Origin of the sequence: Sphingomonas sp. 3-13AW, assembly GCF_049311085.1 — a bacterium.
Taxonomy (GTDB): Bacteria; Pseudomonadota; Alphaproteobacteria; order Sphingomonadales; family Sphingomonadaceae; genus Sphingomonas.
Genome location: NZ_JASNVZ010000004.1, coordinates 103523 through 120531 on the forward strand (window position 1 = coordinate 103523; position 17009 = coordinate 120531).

The 17009-nt window shown below is 67.2% G+C and carries 11 protein-coding genes; 4 read left to right on the top strand and 7 right to left on the bottom strand.

What is annotated here, in order from left to right:
* Nucleotides 1–13 precede the first annotated feature (13 nt).
* Together QP045_RS06925 and QP045_RS06930 are read right to left on the bottom strand one after the other, a co-directional pair.
* A complete protein-coding gene (locus tag QP045_RS06925; protein ID WP_422514241.1) occupies nt 14–1657 on the bottom strand; it encodes a glycoside hydrolase family 43 protein in 1644 nt (547 codons plus the stop codon).
* On the bottom strand, nt 1654–2895 hold the full coding sequence (locus QP045_RS06930) for an MFS transporter (protein ID WP_422514242.1): 1242 nt from the start codon (nt 2893–2895) through the stop codon (nt 1654–1656). Before QP045_RS06930 ends, QP045_RS06925 begins: the two co-directional genes overlap by 4 nt.
* A 216-nt stretch (nt 2896–3111) precedes the next feature.
* Here QP045_RS06930 and QP045_RS06935 point away from each other — a divergent pair, with 216 nt between their 5' ends.
* Both QP045_RS06935 and QP045_RS06940 read left to right on the top strand, forming a co-directional pair.
* Nucleotides 3112–4152, top strand: coding sequence for a LacI family DNA-binding transcriptional regulator (locus QP045_RS06935; protein WP_422514243.1), 1041 nt, complete (start codon nt 3112–3114; stop codon nt 4150–4152).
* Nucleotides 4153–4237: 85 nt separating this feature from the next.
* Nucleotides 4238–5134: a hypothetical protein gene (locus tag QP045_RS06940; protein ID WP_422514244.1), complete on the top strand. Its 897-nt coding sequence runs from the start codon at nt 4238–4240 to the stop codon at nt 5132–5134.
* Between the two features lie 45 nt (nt 5135–5179).
* On the opposite strand, the gene QP045_RS06945 is transcribed toward QP045_RS06940, so the two are convergent.
* Together QP045_RS06945 and QP045_RS06950 are read right to left on the bottom strand one after the other, a co-directional pair.
* A complete protein-coding gene (locus tag QP045_RS06945; RefSeq protein ID WP_422514245.1) occupies nt 5180–6190 on the bottom strand; it encodes a glycoside hydrolase family 43 protein in 1011 nt (336 codons plus the stop codon).
* Between the two features lie 74 nt (nt 6191–6264).
* Complete coding sequence (locus QP045_RS06950; protein ID WP_422514246.1) at nt 6265–9237, bottom strand: TonB-dependent receptor plug domain-containing protein; 2973 nt, start codon at nt 9235–9237, stop codon at nt 6265–6267.
* Nucleotides 9238–9933: 696 nt separating this feature from the next.
* Here QP045_RS06950 and QP045_RS06955 point away from each other — a divergent pair.
* Nucleotides 9934–12609, top strand: coding sequence for a glycoside hydrolase family 3 C-terminal domain-containing protein (locus QP045_RS06955; RefSeq protein WP_422514247.1), 2676 nt, complete (start codon nt 9934–9936; stop codon nt 12607–12609).
* A gap of 14 nt (nt 12610–12623) precedes the next feature.
* Nucleotides 12624–14531, top strand: a complete 1908-nt coding sequence (locus QP045_RS06960) for an NPCBM/NEW2 domain-containing protein (protein WP_422514248.1) — start codon at nt 12624–12626, stop codon at nt 14529–14531.
* 25 nt (nt 14532–14556) lie between these two features.
* Here QP045_RS06960 and QP045_RS06965 read toward each other — a convergent pair whose 3' ends face one another.
* The 3 genes from QP045_RS06965 to rsgA form a co-directional block, all read right to left on the bottom strand.
* Nucleotides 14557–15261: a DUF2161 family putative PD-(D/E)XK-type phosphodiesterase gene (locus QP045_RS06965; RefSeq protein WP_422514249.1), complete on the bottom strand. Its 705-nt coding sequence runs from the start codon at nt 15259–15261 to the stop codon at nt 14557–14559.
* A 170-nt stretch (nt 15262–15431) separates the two neighbouring features.
* The gene (locus QP045_RS06970; protein ID WP_422514250.1) at nt 15432–15587 is read right to left on the bottom strand and encodes a hypothetical protein; all 156 of its coding nucleotides are present in this window, start codon (nt 15585–15587) and stop codon (nt 15432–15434) included.
* A gap of 3 nt (nt 15588–15590) precedes the next feature.
* Complete coding sequence (gene rsgA / locus QP045_RS06975) at nt 15591–16625, bottom strand: ribosome small subunit-dependent GTPase A (protein ID WP_422514251.1); 1035 nt, start codon at nt 16623–16625, stop codon at nt 15591–15593.
* Between the last annotated feature and the right edge of the window lie 384 nt (nt 16626–17009).

Here is a 17009-nt window from a genome sequence, read left to right on the forward strand (position 1 = left end):
TGTGCTTCCGGCCTCAGCCCTCGCCGTGCGGAAACGGCGTGCCGTCGTCGGCATGCTCGACATAGTGGAAATAGGCGAAGTCCGCGTGACGGCCCGCGCCCGACATGTCCTGGCACGCCATCCCGACAAAGGTGCCGGTGAAGTTCGGCAGGCCCTGCAGCGTCGCCTCGTCGGACAGGATGCTGGCGTCGAACGTCTCGGGAAGCCACTGCCACGTGTCCGCACCGGCCATGCGATAGCCGAAGCGCAGCGCTTCATGGTCCACCTCGACGCGTAGCTCGACCGGGCCGGGACCGACCGGGATCGGATCGGTCAGGAGGCTGCGCCCCTCACCTTCCGGCAGTACCGACAGCACCTGGATCTGCCGCTCGCCCGCATCGCCGGCGGTCACGTGCAGGTAATGGAGCTTGGTGCTGTTGTAATAGCAGGTGAGCCCGGCCGCCTGCTGGAAATGCTCGGGCTCGAAGTCCACCAGCGTCTGCGCGTGATAGCGGAATGCCTGCTGCCGGCGCGCGACCAACGCCTGGGTGAAGTAGCTGCCGATGGTCTCGCGACCATAGAGCCGCAAATGCCCGGGCCGCGCATCCAGGCTGAAGATTTCCTCGGGGTACGGCGTCCGCAGCCACTGGAACGGCTCCGGCAGCGTGCCGGTGTCGAACGCATGGCGATCCTCGGTCAGCGCTTCCACGCTGTCCGCGCCGTCCACCGGCACTTCCAGCACCGGCGTGGCGCTGCCGTCCAGCGTCCGCAGCCAGCCGTCCTCGCACCAGCGCATCGGCTGGATCGCGGTTTCGCGCCCCAGCACGCAGCGGTCGCTCGACGGCAGCGGGCGGCCGCACAGATAGACCATCCACGTCTCGCCGGTCGGCGTCTCCACCAAGTCGGCATGGCCGGCGCGCTGCAGCGGCGCGTCGGGCTTGTCGCGCGCGGTCAGCACCGCGCAATCGGGATGCACCTCATACGGCCCCAGCAGCGAGCGCGACCGTGCCATCACCGCCGCATGGTTCCGCTCCGTGCCGCCTTCCGCGACCAGCAGATGGTACCAGCCGTCGCGCTTGTAGACGTGCGGCCCCTCGGTGAAGCCGAGCGACGTGCCCTCGAAGATCACGTGGCGCTCGCCGAGCATCCGTCCGCTGGTGAGGTCCATCTCCTGCGCGACGATGCCCGCGAAGCGGCGGCGGCCCGGCCGATGGTCCCACAGCATGTTGAGGATCCAGCTGCGCCCGTCGTCGTCGTGGAACAGCGCCGGGTCGAAGCCGCTGCTGTTGAGGTGGACGGCGTCGGACCAGTCGCCATCGATCCGGTCGCACCAGCTCCAGTAATTGTGGAAGTCGCGCAGCGACGCGCCCTTGGCGCCGTCCACGGTCGTGCGGCCATAGCGCTTCACGTCGCTGTAGATCAGGTGGAAGCGCCCGTCCGCATAGGTCAGGTCCGGCGCCCAGACGCCGCAGGAGTCCGGGTTTCCGCGCATGTCGAGCTGGCCCGGGCGGCACAATGGACGCGCGACCAGCCGCCAGTTGGCGAGGTCCCGGGAATGATGGATCTGCACCCCCGGGAACCAGTCGAAGGTGGAGGTGGCGACATAATAATCGTCGCCGACGCGGACGATCGACGGGTCGGGATTGAAGCCGCGAAGGATCGGGTTGCGGATGGTCATGCGGGTTTTCGCACCAAGGTCCAGAGCAGCGCGGCGCCGAGCAGGTCGAGCAGGCCGAGCAGGATGAAAAAGGGCTGGTAGCCGACTTCGTCGACGAGAGAGCCGAGCACCAGGGTGAAGATCAGCACGCCGAGATTGGCGGCAGTACCGGAGACGCCGGTGGCGGTTGCGACCTGATCCTGCGGGAACAGGTCGGACGACATGGTGATCACCGTCACCGACAGCGTCTGGTGGGCAAAGCCGCCAAGCGACAGCAGCGCGACCGCGGCCACGGGGCTGTCGACGGTGCCGACGAACATCATGCCCATCATCAGTACGGCGCCCAGCGTGAAAGCGCCGCGCCGAGCGTCGATCAGGTTCACGCCGCGCCGCTGGAGCCACGCCACCACCGCCGGGCCGAACAGGCATCCGAGATCCGCCGCCAGGAACGGCAGCCATGCGAACATCGCGATCTGGGCGAGGTCGAAGTTGCGGACCTGCACCAGGTAGAGCGGCATCCACAGCGACAGCATGCCCCACACCGGGTCCGCCAGGAACCGCGCGCCCGCGATCGCCCACAGGTTGCGGCGGCGCAGCAGCTCGCCGATCGGCGGCCGCTTGCGCTGCTTGGCAAGTGACGCCTCCTGCCCGCTGACGATCAGGTCGTGCTCGCCCTTGGAAAGCGCGCGGTGACGCCCCGGCGGCGCGTACCAGAACAGCCAGGCGATCACCCAGATCAGCCCCAGCCCGCCCGCGACGAAGAAGGCCGCGCGCCAGCTGTGGTTGAGCACCGCCCAGGCGACCAGCGGCGGCGCCAGCACTGCGCCGAACGAGGCTCCGATCTGATAGATGCCGCCGGCCACCCCGCGCTCGCGTGCGGGAAACCATTCGGCCACCACCTTCATGCCCGCCGGCTGGCCCGACCCCTCGACCACGCCCAGCGCCCCGCGCAGCGCGGCAAAGCCCATCCAGCCCGTCACCAGGCCATGCGCCATGGTGATCAGCGACCAGACGATGACGAACAGCGAGAAGCCGGTCTTCAGCCCGATCAGGTCAAGCAGATAGCCCGCGACCGGCTGGAACATGATGCCGATCTGGAAGGCACCGGTGATCCAGGAATATTGTTCCGAGGAGATATTCTGCTCGGTCATGATGGCCGGAGCCGCCACGCCCAGGATGCTGCGGGTCAAATAGTTAATGACCATCGCACCGACGAACAGGCCGATGATCGTCCAGCGAATATAGGGAAAACGCTTCACCCTGCCGCACCCCTCCCGGTAACGTTACCACGTCGCTCGTAGGCGTTCGGGAGCGCCTAGCGCAAGGCACTGCGCCGAGAATAGACCTGTTATTGCGACCGATGCACGCAGCGTGATGAAAGATTGCGACCAAAGTCGAATGTCGAAGGGCATTGACGAGGTCGCAACTGGCGATGCACGTCCCCTATATCCTGCTCGCGAGGTTCAGAGAAAAGCTTGGTACAGCCTACCCGACGTCCCCGCGGGGTCACCATCATCGATGTCGCCAAACACGCGGGTGTCTCACCCATGACGGTGTCGCGCGTCATCAATGCAGACCCGGGCGTGCGCGATCAGACGCGCGCGCTGGTGACGGAGGCGATCCGCGAACTCAACTACAAGCCCAACATGATGGCGCGCAGCCTGGTGACGTCGCGTGAGATCCGGATCGGCGTCGTCTATTCCAATCCCAGCGCCGCGTTCATGAGCGACTTTCTGGCGGGTGTGTTCGAGGAAGCTTCGTCGCGTGCCGCCCAGCTCATCCTGCTCAAGGGCAAGGATGGCAAGCCGCCGACCAAGGAAGCGGTCGAGGGCCTCATCGCTTCGGGCGTGGGCGGCATCATCCTGGCGCCGCCGCTGGGCGAAGTCGCCGCGGTGCGCCAGGTGGTGCAGGATGCGAACCTGCCCGTCGCCGTCGTCGGCGCCACCGCCCGCGGGGCGATTTCGGTCGGCATCGACAACCGGGCGGCGGCCTATGACATGACCCGTTACCTCATCGAACTCGGCCACCGGCGGCTGGGCTTCATCCTCGGCAATCCCGACCAGTCCGCCAGCGCAGAGCGGCTGCAGGGCTTTGAGGAAGCGGTGGACGAGGCCGGCGACGTCACGACCCAGGTCGTGCAGGGGGACTTCAGCTATGCGTCCGGGCTGGTCGCGGGCGAGCAGCTGCTGGACGCCACGAACCCGCCGACCGCCGTCTTTGCGAGCAACGACGACATGGCCGCCGCGGTCGTCTCGGTTGCGCACCGCCGCCACCTCGACGTGCCCGGCGACCTCACCGTCACCGGCTTTGACGACAGCACCGCGGCAGTGACCCTCTGGCCGCCGCTCACGACCATCCGCCAGCCGGTGCAGGAACTCGCCTCCGAAGCGTTGCAGCTCCTGATCCGCGAGATGCGCGAAGGCTCCAGCCCGGCGAAAGTCGCGCGCCGCCCGCGGGTCTTGAAACACGAGCTGATCGAGCGGGAATCGACGGAGCGGCCTTCCCGCCCGGACTGATCGGGCACGCCCGGCGGGGGCCATTGCCGCGCCGGGGCACCCGTGACAGGTTCGCTCCTGACATAACGACGTCAGGAGATCATGGATGCGACTGCGCGCGCTTGCCGGTGTGGCGATTCTGTCTGGATTCTGTGCCTCGGCCCACGCGGCCGATCCTGCTCCCGAAGTGGGCAGCGGCCCCTTCCCGGCGCTGTACGAGGAACGGCCGGACCTGCCCGACCATGTCGTCTATCGCCCGGCGAACCTCGATGCGCTCGGGCAGCGCGCACTGCCGGTCTATGTGTTCGGCAACGGCGGATGCAGCGCCGACGGCACCAGCTCGCGCAACCACCTGCTCGAAATCGCGTCGCACGGCTATCTCGTGATCGCATCCGGCGTCATCCCGCGCGCAGATCGCCCGGAACCCGCTCCCGGCCCGGTCGGCCGGCTCGAGGCGGCGACGCCCACGCGCGCGCTGACGGACGCGATCGACTGGGCACAGCGAGAGAACGACCGCGCCGACAGCCCCTTCAAGGGGCGCATCGCCACCGATCAGGTGGCCGCTTCCGGCTTCAGCTGCGGCGGGCTCCAGGCGCTTTCGGCGGCGCAGGACCGGCGCGTGAAGACCGCGGTCATCATGAACAGCGGCTTCTTCAGCCCGGGCACCAACCCGATCCAGGGCGTGGTTTCGGACAAGGAACTGCTGAAGACGCTACGCGGCTCGGTGCTTTACGTGCTGGGCGGCCCCACCGACATCGCGGTGGCGAACGGTACCGACGACTATAAGCGCATTCGCCATATCCCGGCGGCGCTGGTCAACATCCCCGTGGGCCACGGCGGCACCTATATGGAGCCGCACGGCGGCGTCGGCGCCAGCGTCGTTACCGCCTGGCTCGACTGGCGGCTGAGGAATGATCCGACGGCGGCGCGGCGCTTCCAGGGGCGCAACTGCGGCTTCTGCAAGGACGGCCGGCTCACCCTGGAGCGCAAGAACTTCGACTGACCGCCATGCGGCCGGGGTCCCCGTGGGGCCCCGGCCGGCGACGAGTTATTTCTTGCGCGGCGGCGGCGGTGCGGTGACGCCAGCGTCGGTCTGGACCACCGGCACCATCGTCCCGTCCGGATTGTACTGGAGGTGCTCGACGGTGACGGCGCGACGGCCGATCGACCCGTTCAGGTCCCCGATCTCCAGCGCGGCATTGTGCAGAAAGAGGTACCACTTGCCCTTGAACTCGGTGATGCCCGGGTGGATCGTGAAGCTGTACTTGCCCGACCCGGTAAGCTCGCCGCGATAGGTCCAGGGGCCCTTGATCGACGGCGCGGTCGAATAGGAGACGCGCTCGTCACGATGCGTGCTGCGGTCGAGCGAGGCATAGGTCAGGTAATAGAGGTTGCCGCGCTTGTGCAGCCACGGGCCCTCCTCGAAATGCGGCGGCGTGATCTCGGTGATCTCGCCATCGATCTCGATCATGTTGGGCTTCAGCTTGGCGATATAGGCCTGCCGGTTGCCCCAGGCGATCCAGGTCGTGCCGTCATCGTCGGTGAAGACGGTGGGATCGATATCTTCCCAGCTGTGCGTGCCCTTGGGCGTCATCTGGTTGGTGATGAGCGCCGATCCCTTCGCATCGACGAACGGACCGGTCGGGCTGTCCGACACGGCGACCGCGATCGCCTTGCCCGGGTGGGTGTTGTCATGCTCCACCGCGGCATAGAACCAGTATTTGCCGTTCTTCTTGATGGTCTGGGCCGCCCAGGCGTCCTTCTTCGCCCATTTGAAGTCGCTGACATTCATGATCGGACCATGGTCCTGCCAGTTCTTCATGTCGGTCGTGGAATAGACGAGCCATTCCTTCATGTTGAACATCTCGTCCCGCTGCGCCTGGTCGTGCCCGACGTAGAGGTACAGCCGGTCGCCATCGACCATCGGTGCGGGATCGGCAGTGAACTTGTCGCGGATGATCGGGTTGGCGCCGACCGGCCGCTCGGGCCCGGCAGCAACAGCCGCATGCATCGGGGACGTCGCCAGCAACAGCGGAATGGCCAGTCGGAAAAGCTTCACGTCAAATCTCCTTCGCCGCACCGGCACCGCCTGGCGGCAAATGGTCCGGGAGCTCGCGCCCCCGGACCGATGCGTCAGAACTGGAAGCGTACGCCAGCACGGAAGGTTCGGCCAAGCACATCGTACAAAGCCGGGTTCACGAAGTAGGGCGAGGGCTCCGGCTCCTTGTCGAACAGGTTGTCGACCTTGAAATAGGCCGTCACCGCGTCCGTCACGTTATAGGTACCGCCCACGTCCATGTAGAAGGACCCCGGGATGAAGTTGTTGTCGATGGTCGGCCGGTTGTTGGTCGAGGTCGGGCAGCTGCCGGGCGTGCACTGGATATACTGGTTGCCGAGCACACCGTCGCTGAACCAACGCTCCTGAAGCAGGATCGAGAAGCGGTCGGTCGCATAGGTCTGCTGCGCCAGCCACTTCCAGTCCGGCGTGCTGCCGATGTTCACGCCCGCGCTGTCGACCGGGATCTGGTTGGGCAGGCCGGTGTCGGTCACGAACTTGCGGATGTTGGTCGCCAGGACGCGCGCGGTGAAGGTGCCCGGCAGGCCCAGCGGCTGCTGCCACCGATAGCTCGCCTCGATGTCGACACCCTCGGTGACGATGGAGGCGAGGTTGAACGCCTGCACGTTCACGAAGTTCGGGCCCGACTGGTTGTTCAGGTTGAACACGCCGCAGGTTTCCGGACGAATTCCCAAGTAGCACAGGTTGACGATTTCCTGCGCGCCCAGGCTCGAGATCACGTCGGTGATCTTGATGTGGTAGTAATCGACCGACACGCTCAGGCCCGGCAGCCACGACGAGTTCGCGAACGCGATGCCCGCCGTCGTGTTGCGCGCGATCTCCGGCGTCAGGTTGGTGTTGCCGATGGTGTTCTGGATGACCAGCACGTTCTGGTTGTTGAACGGGTCGAAGAAGTTCGGCAGCGTCGTCGTGACGGGGGCTGCGAACAGTTCCGACAGGTTCGGCGCGCGCACGTCGCGCGAGGTCACGCCGCGCAGGCGGAAACCGTCGACCGGCAGATCCCAGGTACCGCCGACCTTCCACGCCCAGACGGTGCCGGAGGTGCTGTAGTCGGTGACACGGCCGGCGCCGTTGATGTTCGCACGGCCGAGCGTGTCGGAGTCGAGGATCGGCACGTCGACCTCAACAAAGGCTTCCTTCACGCTGTAGGCGCCGTTGCCGTTCTTGTAGTTGCCGGCATACCAGTTGTTGCCGTCCGGCAGCAGGACCGGGTCGGCCGGATAGGCGTCGTCGAACGGCGTGTTCGCGATGCCCGCGCCATAGGCGTCGGCACGCACCTTGTAATATTCGTGGCGATATTCGCCGCCGAACGCGAACGACACCGGCCCAGCCCACAGGCTGAACGGCGAACCCGAGAAGTTGAGGCTGACGACATCCTGGGTCTGGCGCGTACGCTGGAACGGGCCGTTGGCGGGAAGGACGTAATCCAGCGCCGCCTGCGACGGATTGCCGCCGAAGACGTTGAACGGCTGGCAGCCATTTGCCCGTGCGACCGGATCGGCGCAGACGATCGCGCCATTCAGCGTGGTCGCGTTGATCGCCTGGTTGAACCGGCGCGAGATCAGCACGTTGCTGACGTCAATGTCGGAGTAGTTGAGGCCGCGCTGATAATAGGCGTCGTAGCTCCAGTCGGAGCCGAACACCGACTGGCGACCCTTGGCACCGACGACGAAGCGATACTGGCGACGATCGGTGTGCACCTTGGCGTCACCGACGGCTGCGTTGCTGGTGCCGAACTGGAAGTTGGTAATCCCCGCCGTCGCGCATGCCGAGCGAACCAGCGCCGGCACGAACGGATTGGCGCACTGGATCGTCAGGTTCGGGCGGTTCGCGCCGGCGACCGGCACGTTGTTCGTCTTTACCTGCGCGATGTTCGCCGAGACGTAGATCTCGTTGTTCGGCGCGAAGTCATAGCCGATGCGGGTATAGCCGTTCAGGCGCTGGATGCCCGACTGGAGCGAGCGGCCCGCGTCGACGTTCCCCGAAAGGTCGCCGCCGATGCAGAAGCCCGGATAGCAGCCGGCGACGGTGCCGGCCGCGTCGCGCCGCGGCACGCCGTTGGAGCCGTACTGGAACTGGAACGGGTTGCCGGACTGGTCGAACGCGGTGCCCTGCAGCGGGCCGGCGGTGATCAGGCCGTACTTGGTGTAGTTATAGGGCTGTGCATTATCTAGGTAGAGATACTGCGGCGAGCCGTCGTTGAAGACGTTGCGGTTGATGAGCGTCGACTGGCGGAACCAGTCGCGGCCGCCGGCCAGGTCGATGCCGAAGCCGTCGCCGCTGACGCCCGCTTCCTTCGCGAATTCGCCGCTGGCGACGACGTGCAGACGGTCACCCAGGAAGCTCTTGCCCGCAGCGAGCTGGATGAGGCCCTGCTCGTTGTCACCATAGGTGGTGATGCCGCCCTGGACGTTACCCTTGAAGCCTTCGAAGCGCGTGTCGGTGATGAAGTTGACGACACCGCCGACCGCGTCGGAGCCATAGGATGCCGATGCACCGCCGTTGACCACGTCGACGCGCTTGATCAGCAGCTGCGGGAACAGGCTGATGTCCGGCACGCCGGTCACGTTCGCGCCGACGACGCGCTGGCCGTCGAGCAGGGTCAGCGTGCGGATCGCGCCCACGCCGCGCAGCGAGAAGGAGCTCAGCCCCTGCTGGCCGCTCGAGGTGCTGAACGTGCCGGTGCTGGTGCCGGTCGAGCCCTGAAGCGACGGCAGCTGCGCGATGGTGGTGAAGACGTTGGGCTGCGCATTGGCGGCGATTGCACTCGAATCGATCACCGTCGTCGGCGTCGGCGCGTTGAAGCCGCTCGAGGTGATGCGCGAACCGGTGACAACGATATCCTCAGGGGCGCTCGCGGCGGTTTCCGGCTCTGCTCCGGGTACGGCCACGACTTCCGCGGCCGGCGGAGCCTGATCTGCATCCTGCGCCCAGGCAGTGGCCGGCATCAGGCACGCGACAGCGATTGCCAGCCGGGCGACGCCCGGCCGGATGTGAGCGCTATCGTTCAGAAACCTCTTCGCGTGCATCCGTTTTCCCTTTTTTGTTGTTTGCTTGGCTCCGGCATCTGCCGCGGCATGGATCGCTCGGAGCGTTGATTGATTTTGGCTAGCTGGAGGCCTTGGCCCCCGCGCGGCGATCGGCCGCTATCGGTTTCAGCCCATCACCCGGTGGCGCGGCATGCGAAGCGTTCGTTCAGGCCGATTTTCCACCTTGGCTATCCTCTCCTGCGCGTCGTGCGCACCGCTCCGCGGCACCACGTCGAAACCCCCGCGATCTTGGCGATCATCTTAGGTAACGTTACCATGTCCCCTTAAACGGCGACTGGATGTTGTCAATAGTCCGACATCAGCTTGAAAGAACCTGCCGATCCTTCGCCTATTCAAGTCCCGGCTACTTCCCGCCCGCCCTGTCCGGCAGCCCCTGCAAGGAGAGCTGCTGCCCCGGACCCAAGTCGTTAGGCGCCGTGCATCACTGCAAAAGATCTCGTGTTTCCGGACTCTTGGCGACGCCCCTCGACTACGCAGGGCGCCCATAAATCGGCTGCAACGCTCTGAGTCCTTGCATTGAAGAACATGGCGAATATTGTGAGCGCTACCTTCCGCGCTCTTGCGCTTCTCGCCGGACCGTGCGGTCGGCCGTTCCCGATACCGGATCAGCCGTCCCAAAATGCAACGACACCAGGCACGGGCGCAGCGGCGCACCCTGCAAGCAAGGAGAGGATGATGGGGATGCACATCAAGGCGGCAGCACTCGCGACTGCCGGCATCGCGCTGGCCTTCGCACCGGCACTGGCGCGCAAGCCCGCGACCGCGACGGCGAGCCAGCAGGCACAGGCGGACCCGGCCATCGTCATGGCGCGCGATCTGGTCGCCCGCATGACGATCGAGGAGAAGCTTCCACAGCTGCTGAACGTCGCGCCCGCCATTCAGCGCCTGGGCATCCCCGCCTATAACTGGTGGACGGAGTCGCTGCACGGCGCCCTCGGCCCGCTTTCCCAGACCAACTTTCCGGAGCCGATCGGCCTCGCCGCGACCTTCGACGCGCCGATGATCCAGGATGTCGCCGGCGCGATCAGCACCGAAGTGCGCGCGCTGCACACGCTGGGCCGGGAGACCGGCCGCAACGGGCGCATGGGCACGGGGCTCGACACATGGTCGCCCAACATCAACATCTTCCGCGATCCGCGCTGGGGCCGCGGCCAGGAAACCTATGGCGAGGACCCGTTCCTCGCCGCGTCGATGGGCGTGGCGTTCGTGCGCGGCATGCAGGGCCCCAACCCCGATCGCCCCTATGTCATCGCCACGCCCAAGCATTTCGCGGTGCACAGCGGTCCGGAGGGCACTCGCCATGAAGCGAACGTGTTCGTATCGGCGCATGACCTGGAGGACACCTACCTCCCCGCCTTCCGCGCCGCGATCGTGGAGGGTCGCGCAGGATCGGTAATGTGCGCGTACAACCGGATCGACGGGCAGCCCGCCTGCGCCAGCGACCTGCTGCTGAAGGAACATCTGCGCGGCGCATGGCAGTTCAACGGCTATGTCGTGTCGGATTGCGACGCGGTGAAGGACATCGCCGACCACCACAAATACGCACCCGACAGCGCGGCGGCGGTTGCCGCGGCAATGCGCGCCGGGGTCGACAGCGAGTGCAACAACTCGACCATGAACGACACCGCCGGCCTGGAAAATCGCTACCGGGAGGCGTTGCAGCGCAACCTCATCACCGAGGCGGATGTCGACCGCAGCCTGATCCGCCTCTTTGCCGCGCGCTATCGCACCGGCGACCTGCCGGGCCTGGCAGGCGCGCCGGGCAAGATCCCGACCAGTGCCGTCGGCGCGCCGGAGCATCGTCGCCTCGCACTCGCCTCGGCGGAGCGCTCGATGGTGTTGCTGAAGAACGACGGCATCCTTCCGCTGCGCACCGGCGTGAAGGTAGCCGTGATCGGCCCGCTGGGCGATGCGACCCGCGTGCTGCGCGGCAATTACTCCGCCACCCTGTCGGGGCCACCGATTTCGGTCGTCGACGGCCTGCGCTCGACGCTTGGCGCGAGCCAGGTGACGCTGGTGCCGTTCGGCGAATCGATGACCGACGGCGACCGGGTTCCCACCTCCGCCTTGCAGACGCCGGACGGCAAGCCGGGCGTGCTGGCGCGCTATTATAATCCGGCTTCCCCGGTCCCCGCCAAGTTCGCGCCGGGCACCCGCGACAAGGTGCTGGCGACTGTCCAATACCAGTCGGAACCGGTCGTCACCCGGATCGAGCCGGATGTGGGCGACCGCAACCTGGAACTTGCCAAGGTCGCCGACGTGCATCGCACCGTCTGGACCGGCTTCCTCGTGCCGCCCGAAACCGGCACCTATCGCGTCGGCCTTGCCGGGACGGGCGCCACGCTGGACCTCGATGGCACCCGGATTTCCGACCGGCGCAAGGCGCGCTGGAACGACCTGCCCGGCATGACGACCGTCAAGCTGACCGGCGGCAAGCGCTATCCCTTCCGCATCGAGGGCAAGGGCGTCGATCTCGTCTGGAAACGGGTGTCGGACGCCCCGGCCGCCGAGCTGAAGCGCGCCGCGGCCGCCGCCGACGTGCTGGTCGCCGTGGTCGGCCTCACTTCCGATCTTGAGGCGGAGGAGACCGGCGTGACCGTCCCCGGCTTCTCGGGCGGCGACAAGACCACGCTCGACCTTCCCGCCGATCAGCTCGCCATGCTCGATCAGGCGCGCGCGACCGGCAAGCCGATCGTCCTCGTCGCGATGAACGGCAGCCCGATCAACCTCGCCTGGGCCAAGGAGAACACCGGCGCCATCCTGGAGGCGTGGTACCCCGGCGAAGTCGGCGGCCTTGCCGCGGCCAACATCCTGACCGGCCGCACCAACCCCTCGGGCCGCCTGCCGCTCACCTTCTATCGCAGTGTCGCGGACCTGCCGCCGTTCGGCGACTATGCCATGGAAGGGCGCACCTATCGCTACTTCACGGGGACCCCGGTCTATCCGTTCGGCCATGGCCTCAGCTACACGCGGTTCGGCTATGGTCCGCTGACGGTCGCACCGGCGCGCGGAGGTGCCGAGAACGGCCTGCGCGTGACAACCCGGCTCACCAACACCGGAGATCGCCCGGGCGAGGAAGTGGCCCAGCTCTACCTCAACTTCCCCCACCGCCCCGGCGCCCCGCGCGTCGCGCTGCGCGGGTTCCAGCGCGTGGCCCTGCGCCCGGGCGAAAGCCGCACCGTCACCTTCGACCTGTCGCCGCGCGACCTCAGCTCGGTCGCGGTCGACGGCACCCGCTCGGTCGCCCCGGGCAGCTATCGCGTGACGGTCGGCGGGGGCCAGCCGGGAACCGGCGCGCCCGGGGAGACCGCGACCTTCACCGCGCGCCAGTCGCCGGTGCTTCCGAAATAATGAAAGGACACAAGATGGTTCGGCCGGCACGTTTGCACCGCCTGGCACTGGCGGGCGCGGCCCTGCTCGCACTCAGCGGCACCGCTGCTTCGGCAGACCCGCTCGCTCCCACCGGGCGCTGGAGTGCCAACACCGACGGGCACGCGCCCGTGCCCCCGATGGGCTGGAACTCGTGGAACGCGTTCAACAGCGACGTGGACGAGGAAAAGGTGCTCGCCTCGGCCCAGGCGCTTCTCGACACCAGGCTGGCGGCACTCGGCTATCGCTACGTCAACATCGATGACGGCTGGTGGCTGAAGCGTCGCCAGCCCGACGGCCGGCTGATGATCCGCACCAGCCACTTCCCCTCGGCAGCGACCGGCAAGAACCCCAGCTTCCGGCCGCTCACCGACAAGCTCCATGCCATGGGGCTGAAGGCGGGCATCTATTCCGACATCGGCCGCAACAGCTGCGGCCAGATCTACACGCCCGATTTCAAGAACCAGCCAGAGGGCAGCGTCGCCGAGCGCGAGGTCGGCCTCTACGGCCATGTCGACCAGGATATCCGCCTGTTCTTCGCCGAATGGGGCTTCGACTTCATCAAGGTCGACGCCTGCGGCATCCGCGGCTTGCCGGCCAATGCGCCGCGGGTCCGCTCAGGCCTCTATCGTGCGCTCACGCCGCTGGTCGACATGCAGTCGCTCGGCGGATCCGACGTGGCCGCCGTCCGCCGCCTGTACGAACAGGTCGGCACCGCCATCCGTACCCATGCGGGCGGTCGCCCCTATGTCTATTCGCTGTGCCTGTGGGGTGCGGGCGACGTGCGCGCCTGGGGCAAGGACGTCGGCAATTCCTCGCGGACCAGCGACGACATCCAGCCGGTGTGGGCGCGAATGCTCACCAACCTCGACACCGTCACTCACCGCGCGCTCTATGCCCATCCGGGTTCGTGGAACGACCCCGACATGCTCTACGTCGGCACCGGCGATTTCGATGCGGCCCACTTGGTGGAGGCGCGCTCGCACTTTGCATTATGGGCGATGCTCAACGCGCCGCTGATCATCGGCTACGACCTGCGCAAGCTGACGCCGGAACTGCTCTCGATCTTCGGCAATGCCGACCTCGTCGCGCTTAACCAGGATCCGGCCGGTAACCAGGCAGTGCTCGCCTATGACTCGGACGAGGTCCAGATTTTCGTCAAGACGCTGGCCGATGGCAGCAAGGGCGTCGCCGTGTTCAACCGCACCGCACAGCCAGCAAAGGCGACGCTCACCGCCGGCCATCTCAAGATGCTCGGGACCGCCGATGTGCGCCTGCGCGACCTGTGGAGCAAGCAGGAGCAGCAATTCCGTGGCCAGTTGCCGGTCACGCTCGCCCCGCACGAAACGCTGGTGTTCCGCGCCACCGGCACCCGCCGCCTTCCCGACGGGCGCTATCTCTCTGAGATGACCGGCATGGTCAATCCGGCCGCCGACGGCGTCCAGACGCCGGAGCCGGACCCGACCATCTATCATTCGATCACCCCCTGGACCGGCACCCGCGGTGCCGGCGAGCATCCGCAATATGGCGGCTGGGGCGGTGCAGAGGCGGATCGCGCGCCGCGCGGCAAGCTGCTGCGCGTCGCCGGCAAGGAATTCGACACCGGGCTCGGCGTGCTCGCCAACTCCCGCTTCGAAGTCCGCAACCAGGGTTTCTCGCGATTCTCGTCCAAGGTCGGCGTGAACGATTCCGGCAATCCGCAGTCCGGCACGATCACCTTCGAGGTCTGGGCCGATGGCCGGCTGCTCGCCAAGTCGCGGCCGATGAAGTTCGGGGAGGCACCGACCACGCTGGAGGCGAAGGTCGCCGGCGCCAAGATCGTCGAACTGGTCGCCCGTGCCGGCGCCCCTGCGAACGGCCTCTCCCAGCCCGCCGTCTGGGCCGATGCCGCACTGTTGAAGTAATCACCCTGGGGCCCTCGCCGGCCCCTCAGCTTTCCAGCTTCGCCAGCGCCGTCCTGCCCGCGTCGGAGAGGCGGTACACGCCCGGCTTGTCCCGGCTGAACCAGCCATAGACGTTGCGAAGCAGGATGGCGCCGGCGTCGTCGGCAAGATGCTTCAGGTCGCGTGGCCGGGCAGTGCCGCCGCCGATCGCCCGCGCACAGGCGATCGCGCGCTGGCGATAGGCGGTCATGATCGGCTGGCGCGACGATCCGCCTTCGGTCGGGTCGCCCTTGCGCCTGCCATGCTCCTTCAGGATGCGCGATCGCCGCGCCAGGTCGGCGCGCGGCCGATAGGCGGAGGGCTCCGTCACCACCGATACCGCGCGCAGCTTCAGGTCTACCGCCAGCAGCCCCAGGCCCAGCAGCCGGCACAGGCGATGCACCCGTCGATCCTGGTCGCGGCCGCTCCGGCTCGCCACGACGGCGAGGTAGATGCGGTCGGCGCAGCGCAGCCGGTCGACCGCCTGCAGCACGAGTTCCAGCGTGAAGGAAAGCTTGAGCTCGGCAATCACGAGGATCGGCGCGTCCCCGCCGCGCACCGCCACCACGTCGCAGCCGCAGACCTCGCCTTTGACGTCAAAGCCCTGCTGCTCAAGGAACGCCTTCACCGGCGGATACAGCGCCGTCTCGGCAAGTTGGGCGGCGGCCGAACTCAAGAGAAAGCCCTGGTTGGGCACCCGGCGGGCGTCCACGCTATGCCATGGGCGTGAATAGGGGGGTGTCGACCGGGAGCCGGATCTGGAACGGACTGCACGCCTCGCGCTTACCGCGACGTCCGGAGCTTTGCCACCAGCCGTCGCCCCCTCCGCTGTCGGGCATCGCGCCCGAGCGGGGGCCTCCGTGAAGCCCCGGCCGCTTCCGCTCAGTTAGCGGACTTCGCCTTGTGCTCGGCCAGCAGCCGGTCGAGTTCGTCGATGCGAAGCCGCTCCGGCGTACCCTTCGCCAGCCCCTTCAGGCGGCATTCGGCCCACAGCTTGCGGCGCTCGGACTCCAATGCCCTGAGGTATAGATCAGCCACGTGTCATCTCCTTTTGCGGGTCCCGGCCATGCGGGCGCGGCGGACCGCGGCGAACCCTGTATTGACCACATCCTCGCTGGCAAGCTTGCGCCAACGTTCGACGCGGGCGGGCGTGAGCACGCCCTCTGCGATGGCGGCGCGGATGGCACATCCGGGCTCATCCGCATGTCCGCAATTGGTGAACCGGCATTCCAGCGCGCGGGCCGTCACGTCCTCGAACACCTCGGCGACGCCTACCGGCACTTCGGACATCGAAAGCTCGCGGATACCGGGCGTGTCGACCAGCCAGCCACCGCCCTCGGCACCCGAGCCCAGCCGGTGCATCTCGCGCACCGTCGTGGTGTGCAGCCCCTTGCCGTCGCTTTCGCGCACCGCCTGCGTCGCGATGCGATCGGAGCCGGTCAGGGAATTGACGAGCGTGGACTTGCCGACGCCGGACGATCCGACCAGCGCGACCGTCTCCCCCACCCCGCACCAGGCCGCCAGCGGCGCGACGCTCGCCGGATCGCGCCCGTTGATCATTTCCACCTGCAGTTCCGCCTGAAGCGCCCGTGCCGCTTCGACGAACTGCTCGGGTTCCGGCGCCAGATCCGCCTTGGTCAGCACGACGACCGGCCGCACGCGCACCTCGCGCGCCAGCACCAGATAGCGTTCGATCCGTGCGACGTTGAAGTCCTGGTTGCACGACGTGACGATGAACAGCGTGTCGACGTTCGCGGCGATCAGCTGAAGCCGCCGGTCGTCGCTGGGGGCGGGCCGCTTGAACAGGCTCGTCCGGTCGAGAATGCGCACGATCCGCCGGCTCTCGCGATCCATCAGCACCCAGTCGCCGACGGTCGGCCGGTCCTCCGGCCCCTTGCTCTCTGACAGGCTGGAAGGGATCGAATCGTCGAACGCTTCGCCCGCGACGCTCACCATGCCCCGATGCACCGACATCACCCGGACCGGCTGGCACTGTTGCCAGTCCTCGCCCGACAGCTGCCGGCTAAAGAACGGCTTCCAGCCGAGTTGGAGAAGGGTCGAGCTGGGTGTTTCCATGGGCCTCAACAGCGGTTTTCATCAGAGCGCAGCGCACCCGCGCGAGCGAGCATCCGAGGGATACTCTTCCGCTTTTGTGCGGGTAATCCGGGACTTCAACGCACGCCACCTTTATATCGGCTCCAGGCACCGGATTGCGATCCGCCAGCGCGATAGCGTCGACCGCCAGACCTTCGCGCGCCCCTCAAGACTGACCCCTTTCTAACCGAGCGAGGCTGGACCGCCGCGATCCTTTTGATGTGCCCAGGGCCAGTGAGGCAGCGTGCCGGGATTGGCCTGCTGATCAGCACGGCACAACTTAAGCCGCAGATGTTCTGGTCCGCGACGTACAGCACGAGCGGCCGCTGGACGCTTGTCGAAGCAATCCGTAGAACATCGGCGCAG